Source organism: Afipia sp. GW822-FHT03D08, assembly GCF_058801645.1.
Window position 1 is genome coordinate 477,160 of record NZ_JBXANK010000003.1, and the last position, 12,841, is coordinate 490,000.

General features: G+C 61.2%; 7 protein-coding genes, 2 tRNA genes, 1 rRNA gene and 1 riboswitch. Of the genes, 7 read left to right on the forward strand and 3 right to left on the reverse strand.

From position 1 onward, the window contains the following. Positions 1-6 precede the first annotated feature (6 nt). Positions 7-846 carry a chorismate mutase gene (locus tag AC1RM7_RS21530; RefSeq protein ID WP_006018829.1) on the reverse strand — a complete coding sequence of 280 codons (840 nt, stop codon included), beginning with the start codon at positions 844-846 and terminating at the stop codon, positions 7-9. Positions 847-1,049: 203 nt separating this feature from the next. Next, positions 1,050-1,129: riboswitch (SAM riboswitch) on the forward strand. Positions 1,130-1,218: 89 nt separating this feature from the next. Here AC1RM7_RS21530 and metX point away from each other — a divergent pair. The 3 genes from metX to AC1RM7_RS21545 all read left to right on the forward strand — a co-directional run bounded on the left by metX (position 1,219) and on the right by AC1RM7_RS21545 (position 3,884). Further along, positions 1,219-2,418 (forward strand): homoserine O-acetyltransferase MetX, encoded by a 1,200-nt coding sequence (metX, locus tag AC1RM7_RS21535; RefSeq protein ID WP_024919515.1) that lies wholly within the window; start codon positions 1,219-1,221, stop codon positions 2,416-2,418. 10 nt (positions 2,419-2,428) lie between these two features. After that, positions 2,429-3,088, forward strand: coding sequence for a methionine biosynthesis protein MetW (gene metW, locus AC1RM7_RS21540; protein ID WP_006018831.1), 660 nt, complete (start codon positions 2,429-2,431; stop codon positions 3,086-3,088). Between the two features lie 187 nt (positions 3,089-3,275). Next, positions 3,276-3,884, forward strand: a complete 609-nt coding sequence (locus AC1RM7_RS21545; protein WP_006018832.1) for a TIGR02594 family protein — start codon at positions 3,276-3,278, stop codon at positions 3,882-3,884. Here the strand turns inward: AC1RM7_RS21545 and AC1RM7_RS21550 are convergent. Further along, entirely contained in the window at positions 3,868-4,647 is a 780-nt protein-coding gene (locus AC1RM7_RS21550) for an MOSC domain-containing protein (RefSeq protein WP_024919514.1), read from the reverse strand. The two genes, AC1RM7_RS21545 and AC1RM7_RS21550, sit on opposite strands and share 17 nt — an antisense overlap. A 221-nt stretch (positions 4,648-4,868) precedes the next feature. On the opposite strand from AC1RM7_RS21550, the gene clpB reads away from it, so the two are divergent. Next, complete coding sequence (gene clpB / locus AC1RM7_RS21555; RefSeq protein ID WP_024919513.1) at positions 4,869-7,502, forward strand: ATP-dependent chaperone ClpB; 2,634 nt, start codon at positions 4,869-4,871, stop codon at positions 7,500-7,502. A gap of 302 nt (positions 7,503-7,804) precedes the next feature. Here clpB and AC1RM7_RS21560 read toward each other — a convergent pair whose 3' ends face one another. After that, complete coding sequence (locus AC1RM7_RS21560) at positions 7,805-9,835, reverse strand: LysM peptidoglycan-binding domain-containing M23 family metallopeptidase (RefSeq protein ID WP_006018835.1); 2,031 nt, start codon at positions 9,833-9,835, stop codon at positions 7,805-7,807. Between the two features lie 928 nt (positions 9,836-10,763). Here AC1RM7_RS21560 and AC1RM7_RS21565 point away from each other — a divergent pair. The 3 genes from AC1RM7_RS21565 to AC1RM7_RS21575 all read left to right on the forward strand — a co-directional run bounded on the left by AC1RM7_RS21565 (position 10,764) and on the right by AC1RM7_RS21575 (position 12,681). After that, positions 10,764-12,250 (forward strand): 16S ribosomal RNA (locus AC1RM7_RS21565). A gap of 222 nt (positions 12,251-12,472) precedes the next feature. Next, a tRNA-Ile gene (locus AC1RM7_RS21570) sits at positions 12,473-12,549 on the forward strand. Positions 12,550-12,605: 56 nt separating this feature from the next. Continuing rightward, a tRNA-Ala gene (locus AC1RM7_RS21575) sits at positions 12,606-12,681 on the forward strand. Positions 12,682-12,841: the final 160 nt, after the last annotated feature.

The following is a 12,841-nucleotide window of genomic DNA, read 5'->3' on the forward strand; positions in this document are numbered from 1 at the left end:
AGAAGACTATTTGGACGTAGTGGCAGGCGGCACCGTATAGCGCGTTGCATGGCTCCCGACGAGAGCCGATGAACGCACCGATGCTCCGGCCGCGATCAGCGCAGCGGTGATTTTCGCAAGGCCATCCGGGCCCGGAACCGAGATCAGCAAGGCGGCGCCGTCGGACGCGGTGTCGGGGACGGCGATAATCTCGGAAAACGGCGACAGCGCACGCGCGACATCCGCGCTCCAGCCGGACACGCGCACGCTCCACATCCCGACCTCGGTGACCATCGCATCGGCGGCGACGCGCGACACCACGAACACCGGCAGCGCGGCCGGATGATCGGCGCGCTCGACGAACGGCAGGCGCGCGATGATCTTCGGCGCGGCCGCAGGCTCGAGCGCGATCCACCACGGCAGACGGCTGCTGACCGCCGAGATCAACGCGAGATCGCCCTTTGACTTTGCAACGGCCTCCACCGCGGCTTCGGCATTGAAGTGCGCCAGAAACGGAACGGTAAAACCGAAATGAAACCGCGCCGAATCCCGCATCGCGGACTCGCCGGCAGACAGGTCGGCATGCACCGAGAACGGTGCCTGGACGTAAGTGAACGTCGAGATGATGACGCGCCAGATGCTCTCCACGGTGTCCAGCGGCAGTATGCCGCGATGACGCTGCACCAGACGGCGCATCATGTCGGCTTCGCGCGCGGGCCGGAACGCCGAGCCGACTTCCTGCGTCTTCTTCACCGAGATCAGGCGGTCGATGATGTCGCCGCGCTTCATCAGCAGTTCGTGCACCTGCTCATCGATGGAATCGATTTCGCGGCGCAGGTCCTGCAGTGATGGCGGTTGCTTGGTCATCGGTTCAACCTGGGTCCGAACGCGGCTTGCGGCGCGAAGGCCTTCCGGAATTCATCGAAAACGGGATTTGTCGGGCGCATTGATAGGCAGGAGAGCGCCTGAAAGCAAAGAAAACATTGGCAATTCTGGCCTCACACCAAAGCAGGGTGGCCTTGCGATGTCGCGGTGCAGCTTGACGAAAAGGCCGTTCGTGACTAGTAACTTAGCCATTCTGTGGTCATTTGAGCCGGCCGGCTTGCAGCCACGTTAAACAACTCGCTAAACAGGCCGGGGACATAAGTGATCCCGGCCGAACCTCGTTTCAGGCCGGGTTTTTTATGGCCTGATTTCCGATGTTGGTCTTCGCGACCTGCTGAGGAGGCCAGTAACAAGATGGTTAATGTCAAACCGTTGAAGAGCGATACTGCGGCCGCTGAACGCGCGCACGAGGCGGATCATCCGTCATCGCTGGTTGCGCAGTTCGGTGCGGACAAGCCGCTGCGGCTGGACTGCGGCATCGATCTCGCGCCATTCCAAATTGCCTATCAGGCCTACGGCCAGCTCAACGCCGACCGCTCCAACGCCATTCTGATCTGCCATGCGCTCACCGGGGATCAGCATGTCGCGAACGTGCACCCGGTCACCGGCAAGCGGGGCTGGTGGGAGACGCTGGTCGGCCCCGGCAAGCCGATCGACACCGATCGCTATTACGTCGTGTGCGCCAACGTGGTCGGCGGCTGCATGGGCTCCACGGGTCCGTCGTCGACAAATCCCGCCACCGGTAAACTGTGGGGACTGGATTTTCCCGTCATCACCATTCCCGACATGGTGCGGGCGCAGGCGATGCTGCTCGATCATCTCGGCATCGACAAACTGTTCGCCGTGGTCGGGGGCTCGATGGGCGGCATGCAGGCGCTGCAATGGACGGCGGCCTATCCCGAACGCGTGTTCTCTGCGCTCGCGGTGGCGTGCAGCACGCGGCATTCGGCGCAGAACATCGCATTCCACGAACTCGGCCGTCAGGCAGTGATGGCCGATCCGGACTGGCGCGGCGGGCGTTATTTTGAGGACGGCGCCCATCCGCACCGCGGGCTCGGTGTCGCGCGCATGGCCGCGCACATCACCTATCTCTCCGACGCGGCGCTGCATCGCAAGTTCGGCCGGCGGCTGCAGGACCGCGAGGTGCCGACGTTCTCGTTCGATGCGGACTTCGAGGTGGAAAGCTATCTCCGCCATCAGGGCTCGTCGTTCGTCGAGCGCTTCGACGCCAACAGCTATCTCTATCTGACGCGTGCGATGGATTATTTCGACATCGCCGCCGATCACAATGGAGTGCTGGCGGAAGCCTGGCGCGGCACCCGCACGCGCTTCTGCGTGGTGTCGTTCACCAGCGACTGGCTGTTTCCGACATCGGAGGCGCGTGCGGTGGTGCACGCGCTCAACGCCGGCAGCGCGCGGGTGTCGTTCGCGGAAATCGAGACCGACAGGGGACACGATGCGTTCCTGCTCGACGTGCCCGAGTTCATCGAGATTTCCCGCGCATTCCTGGAATCGGCTGCGTCGGCGCACGGCCTGACCTCGGCCAGCAGGTAGGAGCGCCAGGATGACAATTCAGGATCAGGCGTTCCGGCCGACCGCGGTTCTTCCCGTCACCGAGAACGGCTATCGCGCCGACCATCTGCTGGTCGCGCAGATGGTGGAGCCCGGCTCACGGGTGCTTGATGTCGGCTGCGGCGAAGGCGATCTGCTGCGGCTTCTGGAAACACGCGGCGTCGACGGGCGCGGCATCGAACTGTCGCGCGAGGGCGTCAACCGCTGCGTCGCCAAGGGCCTCGCGGTGGTGCAGGGCGACGCCGACACCGATCTGATCAATTATCCCGACGATGCGTTCGATTACGTGATCCTGTCGCAGACCCTGCAGGCGACGCGCCAGCCGCGCGTGGTGCTGGAAAACCTGCTGCGCATCGGCCATCGCGCCATCGTGTCGTTTCCGAATTTCGGCCACTGGAAAATGCGTCTCCAGTTGCTGGTGAAGGGCCAGATGCCGCGTACCGACAATCTGCCGGCGACATGGTACGACACGCCGAACATCCATTTCTGCACCATCAAGGATTTCGTGCAGCTCTGTAACGAGATCAACGTCAACATGGAGCGCGCTGTTGCGCTCGATCTCTATGGCCGGCCGCTGCGGCTCAACGCACCGTGGTGGTTCTGGAACATGTTCGGCGAGCAGGGCGTCTTCCTGCTCACGCGCCGCGATTAATATTCGCGGCTCCAATGTGGCCATGTATGTTCGCATTCTCGCCGTGAAATGATCCCGTTATCGCCGCGAAATGAATCCGCGAGCGCCTTTTCCTGTCTTGCTCTCGTCACACCCACCCGTTTTTTGCGCTGCGGAATGTCGTTCGCGTGCGAACGATGGGCACAGGGGGTGTCACGAGGAATAATGGATGACTCTATCGCGTAAACTTCGCCTGCCACTTCGAGGCGCCGCGCTGGCGCTGTGTTCGGTGGCAATCGTCGCACTGGCAACTCCGGCTTCGGCGAGACCGCATCACGGAGCAAGCCGGTACACTCACGCTCACCATTCCAAGCATCACGCCAGGAAGCATTACGGCCATAGCACTCGCCATCATGCGCGGCGCGGGCGTTACGCAGCGGCTGCGGAAGCGTCAGCTTCGCAGGGCTTCGGTGGCGGCTTCGGCGGATCGAATGTCGTCGCCGAAGCGCGGCGTTATATCGGCAGCGGAAATCCGACGGGCCGCTCCAGCCTCTGGTGCGCGCGCTTCATGAACATGGTTCTTGAGCGTTCCGGCCACAAAGGCACCGGCTCCGACATGGCGCGTTCGTTCGCGGGCTACGGCCAGCGCATCTCGGGCCCGCAGGTCGGCGCTATCGCGGTGATGTCGCGTGGCCGCCGTGGCGGTCATGTCGGGATCGTCAGCGGCATCGACCCCAAGGGCAATCCGATCGTGATCTCGGGCAACCATGGCCACCGCGTCGCCGAGGCCACCTATTCGCGTGGGCGGGTCTACGCCTACGTCATGCCGTCGAGCTGAGTTCTGTGATGGTATCGCCGGCGGCAATGGTGCCGCCGGCGATCACTTCGGCGTAGACGCCGCAATCGGCGTGATCGAACATTTGCATCAGTGCGTGCGGGATATTCAGGTCCCGTTCTGCGGTGACCGGATCGACATTGACGGCGGCACAGCGGACGATCCGCTTGATCACCTTGAGCCGCGTATCGCCGATCGTCAGTTCTTTTTCCAAGAGATCGAACTCGTGCCATGCGGGCCAGCCGCTGACATAGAGATTGCCGCGAAAGCGCAGCGGATTGACCGGCTGGCCGACAATGGTCTCAATGGCGGCCACGCTGGCCAGATTGATGATCGACACCACCTTGGCGGCGACGTCCGAAAAGCTGTGACCGGGAGCAGAGAGGACCTTCGGCGGCCCCTTCAACTCCGGCGAAAAATTCTCCGCGAAGAACGTCTCGATGGCCGCGCGCCCTTCCGGGGTCTCCAGATTGCCGCGCGCGGCTTCCGCGCCGTTGTACTCGATCGTCAGAGTATTGCTGGCGTCGTCGAACCGGGTCTGAAGTCCGGCGAGACGCTCGTTCCGCATCAGCATTAAAAAACGGATTTTCGGAAAATACTTCGGATTGGCAGGCTCGAAGCCGATCGGGCCGTTCTCGATCGCGTAGCGGCGGTCGGCGGGCAAGGTTCGGCCTGCCTGCAAGGCGACATTCGGGAGCAATTCCGGCGACAGGCCTTTGACGGGATAGCGATAGATGCTCTGGAGGGTTGCGGTGGTGTTTGTCATTCCCGGTTCTTAGGTGGATTCGCGGCTTCCCGCCACTTTCGCCGAATTTTCAGCCCTGCCTCTTTCACAGGCGCGCCGCAGTTCCCACATGACGCTCAGGCCGGTGCAACGCCGGTCCCCGCCACGGGTTGAGGAACGTCAATGCCGGCGGCGGAACCCCATTGAAGATGCTAATATCCGTGCCTTCGGGGCGGACAATGGCAGGCTGAGGGAAACCCGAAATGAACATTGAAAAATATACCGACCGTGTGAAGGGATTCATCCAGTCGGCACAGACGTTGGCCATGCGTGAGGGCCATCAGCAATTCACGCCCCTGCATATCCTGAAAGTGCTTCTCGACGACAGCGAAGGTCTTGCGGGCGGTCTGATTGATCGCTCCGGCGGCAATTCGCGCGCGATCCTGAAGGCCACCGAGGATGCGCTGGCGAAAATGCCGAAAGTGTCAGGCGCAGGAGCGGGACAGGTTTACCTGGCCCCGGCGACGGCGCGCGCTTTCGATGCCGCCGAGCAGGCGGCCGAGAAGGCCGGCGACAGCTTCGTCACCGTTGAGCGGCTGCTTCAGGCGCTCGCGGCCGACAAGGACAGCGACGCGGGCGCGCTGCTCGCCAAAGGCGGCGTCACGCCGCAGAATCTTAATGCTGCGATCAACGCCCTGCGCAAGGGCCGCACCGCTGACAGCGCGTCGGCGGAAAACGCCTATGACGCACTGAAGAAATATGCCCGCGACCTGACCGAGGCCGCGCATGACGGCAAGCTCGACCCGGTGATCGGCCGTGACGAGGAAATCCGCCGCACCATTCAGGTTCTGTCGCGCCGGACCAAGAACAATCCGGTGCTGATCGGCGAGCCCGGCGTCGGCAAGACCGCCATCGTCGAAGGCCTCGCGCTGCGCATCATCAACGGTGACGTCCCGGAAGGTCTCAAGGACAAGAAGGTGCTGTCGCTCGACATGGGCGCGCTGATCGCAGGTGCGAAGTACCGCGGCGAGTTCGAGGAGCGGCTGAAGGCTGTGCTCTCGGAAGTCACCAGTTCGGACGGCCAGATCATCCTGTTCATCGACGAGATGCACACGCTGGTCGGCGCCGGAAAAGCCGATGGCGCGATGGATGCGTCCAACCTGCTGAAGCCCGCGCTGGCGCGCGGCGAACTGCATTGTATCGGCGCGACCACGCTCGACGAATACCGCAAGCATGTCGAGAAGGACGCCGCATTGGCCCGCCGTTTCCAGCCGGTGTTTGTCTCCGAGCCCACCGTCGAAGACGCGGTGTCGATCCTGCGCGGCCTGAAGGAAAAGTACGAGCTGCATCACGGTGTCCGCATCACGGATTCCGCGATCGTGGCTGCGGCAACGCTGTCGAACCGCTACATCACCGACCGTTTTCTGCCGGACAAGGCGATCGACCTGATCGACGAAGCCGCGGCGCGGCTGAAGATGCAGATCGATTCCAAGCCGGAAGAGCTCGACAACATCGATCGCGAGATCGTGCGGCTGAAGATCGAGCAGGAGGCGCTGAAGAAGGAAACCGATTCGGCGTCGAAGGATCGCTTGCAGCGGCTCGAGAAGGAGTTGGCCGACCTTGAGGAGAAGGGCGCTGCACTGACTGCGAAGTGGCAGTCGGAGCGTGACAAGCTGTCCAATGCCCAGAAGGTCAAGAGCGAACTGGAGCAGGCGCGCCAGGAACTCGCCGACGCGCAGCGTCGCGGCGAATTCCAGAAGGCGGGCGAGCTCGCCTATGGCCGGATCCCCGAACTGGAAAAGAAGCTGAAGGCGCTGGAAGAGAGCGAGAAGGCCGGCAACGTCGTGCTCGAAGAGGCTGTCACGTCCAGCCATGTCGCGCAGGTGGTGTCGCGCTGGACCGGCATTCCGGTCGACAAGATGCTGGAAGGCGAACGCGAGAAGCTGCTCAAGATGGAGCTGCAGCTTGCGGAGCGCGTGATCGGCCAAGCCGAAGCTGTCAGCGCGGTATCGACTGCGGTGCGGCGTTCGCGCGCCGGCCTGCAGGACCCCAATCGTCCGATCGGCTCGTTCATGTTCCTCGGCCCGACAGGCGTCGGCAAGACCGAACTGACCAAGGCACTCGCCGAATATCTGTTCGACGACGAGACGGCGCTGGTGCGCATGGACATGTCCGAATACATGGAGAAGCACTCGGTCGCGCGGCTGATCGGCGCGCCTCCGGGCTATGTGGGTTATGACGAAGGCGGCGCGCTCACCGAAGCGGTGCGGCGCAGGCCGTACCAGGTAGTGCTGTTCGACGAGATCGAGAAGGCGCATCCCGATGTGTTCAACGTGCTGCTGCAGGTGCTCGACGACGGCCGCCTGACCGATGGTCAGGGCCGCACCGTCGATTTCCGCAACACGCTGATCATCATGACCTCGAACCTTGGCTCCGAATTTCTGGTCAGCCAGGGAGAGGGCGAGGATACGTCGGCGGTGCGCGATCAGGTGATGGCGGTGGTGCGGGCGAGTTTCCGTCCGGAATTCCTCAACCGTATCGACGAGATCATCCTGTTCCACCGGCTGCAGCGGACCGAGATGGGCCGCATTGTCGATATCCAGATGCGGCGGCTGCTGAAGCTGCTGGCGGATCGCAAGATCACGCTGACGCTCGATGACAAGGCGCGCGACTGGCTGGCTGCGAAGGGATGGGATCCGGCTTACGGAGCGCGTCCTCTCAAGCGTGCGATCCAGCGCGCGCTGCAGGACCCGCTGGCGGAAATGATCCTGTCCGGCCGCATCCATGACGGTGAAAACGTCGCCGTCTCGGCGACCGATGCGGGTCTGACCTTCAACGGTCAGCTTGCAAAGATCGATAGCGAGATGCCGCCGGTGCCGAAGAGCAAGCTGAACTAAGGACTGCGCACTCTGTCATCACGGGGCATAGCCGTTCGAAGAACGGTGTCGCTCCGCTGTCCCGGTGATCCCGATGGGTTGGGCACAATGCCCTATTCGTCGGGATGGCCGTGACAGGCCCGGCCATGAGCCGCGGAGGCGACAAACCCATGGATCATGGCGATAGCCTCCCGACTGTTTTTAAGTCTTGTGCAGGGAGTATTTGTCGCGTCGTTTTGCTGGGCAATCAAAACCAGCATTGCATTCCACGCGCGATGCAAACGGCATGCGTTGCTTTAAACGAAAAATATTTGTCGTGAAATTTAGCGGTCGTTGGCCTGCGCCGTCTTCTGGCCCTTGGCGGCCTGCGGCTGCGGACGATTGACGCCGGGACGGTTGCTGATCATGCCGTCCAGCCGGTCGCGTTCGGCTTCAAAGCTCGCCAGCATCGGCCCTTCGAGGGAGCGGCCGCGCGGCAGCTTGATGCGCATCGGATCGACGAAGCGGCCGTTGACCAGAATTTCGTAGTGCACGTGCGCGCCGGTGGACAGGCCGGTCGAGCCGACAAAGCCGATCACCTGGCCCTGCCGCACGCGCTTGCCGGGCTCCATGCCCTTGGCGAACGCGGTCATGTGACCGTAGGCGGTTTCGTATCCGTTGGGATGCTTGACGCGGATATATTTGCCGTAGCCGCCTTCCCATCCGGCCTTTTCGATCACGCCGTTGCCCGATGCGAAGATCGGCGTGCCGTAAGGAGCCGCCCAGTCCACGCCGGTGTGCATCTTGGTGTAGCCGAGAATCGGGTGACGGCGGCCGCCGAAGCCGGAGCGCATGATGGCGTTGCTGACGGGTTTGCGGACCAGGAACTTCTTCGCGCTCTTTCCGGTCTCGTCGTAGTAGTCGACGATGGAATCGTCCGGCGCCTGGAAGCGGTAGTATTTCTTGGTTTCGCCGCCGACTGTGAGGGAGGCGTAGAGCACTTCGGTCTTTTCGTTGTTGACCGGTGTCTCGTCTTCGCCGGCGAAGAACACCTCGAACGAGTCGCCGGCCTGGACCTTGCGCTGGAAATCGACGTCGTAGGAGTAGATGCGGATCATGTCCTCGATGACGGTCGCCGGAACCTTGTTGCGCAGCGCGGTCTCGTAAATGCTCTGGTAGAGCCGCACGCCGGTGCCGTCATCATCGTCGTCATCGTCATTCGTGTTCGCGGTTTCGGTGACGGTGTTGAAGCTCTGGGGATCGACGGCGACGTATTTGCCGAGATCCGAAAGTGCGGCCACGGCTTCAATCGTGGTTTCGTTGGCGACGATCACCCGGACCGGCTGCTGGCGTTGAAGTCCCGGACCGGTGCCCGCCATCATGATGCGCAGCTTCTGGCCTTCCCTCAACCCGCCGTCGCGGCCGCGCGCGCCGAGATTGTTGGCGATGGCGAGGGCTTCGCCGGGGCTGGCGCCCAGATCGCGCAGGATCGACTGCACGGTGTCGCCCTTTTTGACGATGTGGATTTTTTCGCTGGAGGGGTTGCCGCCGGTGATCTGATCCTTGGTTTTCGGCAGCAGTGTCACGTTTTCCGGCACCACGCGGGTCTCGAAGCCGGCATAGGGGTCCGGCGTGCCTTCCGCGGCGTAGGCCATCTTGAGATCGGTCGGCATGGTCGACGCATATTTGACGGCGCTGTTGCCGCGCCAGCTTGAAGCGTCGCGCACCCGCAGCAGCACCTCGTCGATCGCCACACTGGCGGCGATCTTGGCCCGGGGAAGCACCTGGGCGAGGTCGCGCGTTACAAACGAGACTTCGGCATCCGGCTCGGCGGCATTGGGATTTTGCGAATCGTCGCCGTCCGCAGGGGCGGCCGTGCCTACATCGGTCAGCATGCGCTGGGCGTTGAAGGCGGGAACCTTGGCAGAAAGATCGCTGGTCGTCAGCGACAGGTTGCCGGCAATGCGGACGAACGGGCGTACCCGCATCACGTCGCGTCCGCCGGCGCGCACGGCTGTCGAAACGCGAATCACCTGGCGCGCGGCGGCCGAATCGCTGGGGGGCGGAAGGCGATCGCTCTTGCGTGCGACGGCGCCCTTGTCATTGGCGCCGAATGCGCCGCGCAGTGCGCCTTCGACGCGCTCAGGAACCTTGGCGAAGGTCATTTCGCCGTCGAGCGACGCGAAAACGGCGCCGCCGATCAAAGCCGCGCCGCACAGACCGGTGAGAATCGTGCCGCTAAACCACTGTACGGAGACGCGGCGGCGGTCGATGACAGCGGCTTCCGAACCGTCAACTGACAGCGGTGGCTCGTGACCGAGATCAATGATCCCGGCACGCCCGTAATTGCCCCCGCGTGACGTCCCGTGGTTCAAAACTGCCTTCCCCCCGCAAGTCTTCTCGTAGCAAGTCCAAGTCGTCGTAAGTGTCGTCGTCGGTCGTCGCTCAACGAGCTTCCAGTTCGCCGGTCGTGCGGCCCACATCCCAAGGTGGGACAGCTTCGAGCCAATAGCGTCTGGTTATTTTGCCGTCACTGTCGTTTTTGTCGCGCGCCAAGGTGCTGGCGAAACGGGCCTGACGTCAATGTCGCGCAACTCGTCGGTGTTTTTCATCCCAAGTCAGGCGACGATCCCAAGTCATCGCCAAAGTCATCGCCGAATCTTTCAACCTGACCAGCCAAACTATACTGGTATTTGTCCGGCCAAGGCATATTTCCTGTGCAGGACGTCGCAGGAATGTGGCTCAAGTACGGCGCGAACCCCTGATAAATCAGGACTTCTCAGCGATTCGATTTTCTTGGGTGCGTTGCGACGATTTTTTGACATGGGCGTTGACAAGCTCAGACGGCAGGGCCTATAACCCGACCACTGAGCGCGGCGGCGCCGGGGCCCACAGCCCAGGCAAGCTTCCGCGCCTGTCAAGCTCCTCTCCTAGACGAGTGAACAAACAGCCGATAGTTGTCGGTTGTCATTCGGCGTCGGATAGGTTGCAGGGTCTCTTTAAATAGAGACCGAAAGATTTTTCGCCCGGCCACGGGCGAGTGAAACCCTCGGGTTTCGGGCTGTTTGACAAGTAAAGATGAAGAAAGAGAAACGTGGACGGCGGAGTCCTTGCGGGTCTCGGCAGGTTGGGAAGCTTCGGTTTTTCAATTGGTTGGGACCGGACGAAAGACTTCGGCGGTACACGTTTTAAAGGTTACACCATCGTTGTCAGCGATGTGAATCGCAGACAGCATGTTGGCTTCGGCTAACAATGGTGGGACCTCGTCAAACGTTGTGATCAGCCGGTTTAAAGTTTCAAGTCCAACTTGAGAGTTTGATCCTGGCTCAGAGCGAACGCTGGCGGCAGGCTTAACACATGCAAGTCGAGCGGGCGTAGCAATACGTCAGCGGCAGACGGGTGAGTAACGCGTGGGAACGTACCTTTTGGTTCGGAACAACACAGGGAAACTTGTGCTAATACCGGATAAGCCCTTACGGGGAAAGATTTATCGCCGAAAGATCGGCCCGCGTCTGATTAGCTAGTTGGTGAGGTAACGGCTCACCAAGGCGACGATCAGTAGCTGGTCTGAGAGGATGATCAGCCACATTGGGACTGAGACACGGCCCAAACTCCTACGGGAGGCAGCAGTGGGGAATATTGGACAATGGGCGCAAGCCTGATCCAGCCATGCCGCGTGAGTGATGAAGGCCCTAGGGTTGTAAAGCTCTTTTGTGCGGGAAGATAATGACGGTACCGCAAGAATAAGCCCCGGCTAACTTCGTGCCAGCAGCCGCGGTAATACGAAGGGGGCTAGCGTTGCTCGGAATCACTGGGCGTAAAGGGTGCGTAGGCGGGTCTTTAAGTCAGGGGTGAAATCCTGGAGCTCAACTCCAGAACTGCCTTTGATACTGAAGATCTTGAGTTCGGGAGAGGTGAGTGGAACTGCGAGTGTAGAGGTGAAATTCGTAGATATTCGCAAGAACACCAGTGGCGAAGGCGGCTCACTGGCCCGATACTGACGCTGAGGCACGAAAGCGTGGGGAGCAAACAGGATTAGATACCCTGGTAGTCCACGCCGTAAACGATGAATGCCAGCCGTTGGAAAGTTTACTTTTCAGTGGCGCAGCTAACGCTTTAAGCATTCCGCCTGGGGAGTACGGTCGCAAGATTAAAACTCAAAGGAATTGACGGGGGCCCGCACAAGCGGTGGAGCATGTGGTTTAATTCGACGCAACGCGCAGAACCTTACCAGCCCTTGACATGTCTATGACCGGTACCAGAGATGGAACCTTCCCTTCGGGGCATAGAGCACAGGTGCTGCATGGCTGTCGTCAGCTCGTGTCGTGAGATGTTGGGTTAAGTCCCGCAACGAGCGCAACCCCCGTCCTTAGTTGCTACCATTTAGTTGAGCACTCTAAGGAGACTGCCGGTGATAAGCCGCGAGGAAGGTGGGGATGACGTCAAGTCCTCATGGCCCTTACGGGCTGGGCTACACACGTGCTACAATGGCGGTGACAATGGGACGCTAAGGGGCAACCCTTCGCAAATCTCAAAAAGCCGTCTCAGTTCGGATTGGGCTCTGCAACTCGAGCCCATGAAGTTGGAATCGCTAGTAATCGTGGATCAGCATGCCACGGTGAATACGTTCCCGGGCCTTGTACACACCGCCCGTCACACCATGGGAGTTGGTTTTACCTGAAGACGGTGCGCTAACCGAAAGGGGGCAGCCGGCCACGGTAGGGTCAGCGACTGGGGTGAAGTCGTAACAAGGTAGCCGTAGGGGAACCTGCGGCTGGATCACCTCCTTTCTAAGGATGAACCTTCAGATTGCTTCGGCAGCTATCGGTTCGTTTTAGAAACATCAGTGGCCAGTGATTGGATCAATCGCTGAGCTGCATTGGCGGGACACCGCCGTCTTCGTTTCTCTTTCTTCGCGGACGAACACGCGCCAGGGGCGGCGCTGCAGCGTCTTGTCATCAGACAAGGTGCGCCAGCTTGAGCCTCATATCCTTTAATGGACATGGTCGTTAGGGCTTGTAGCTCAGTTGGTTAGAGCGCGCGCTTGATAAGCGTGAGGTCGGAAGTTCAAGTCTTCCCAGGCCCACCACTTTGATTGCGCCATGCGTCTCTTCAGTCGGCTTTCGAGCATTCGTCTTCTGGAACGGGGGCATAGCTCAGCTGGGAGAGCGCGTGCTTTGCAAGCATGAGGTCGTCGGTTCGATCCCGTCTGCCTCCACCAGAGGCTGGGTTGCCGATGCGACAATGCGCGTCAAACAATCGTCCGCGAAACATCGTTTCGCATGCAGAATGTCTTCACCAAGACTCTGCCTGCGTGATTTCTGACATCGTAAAGAGAAGATCGATCCGAGCAGGATCGCCACAAAGCGTTTTGCAAAACT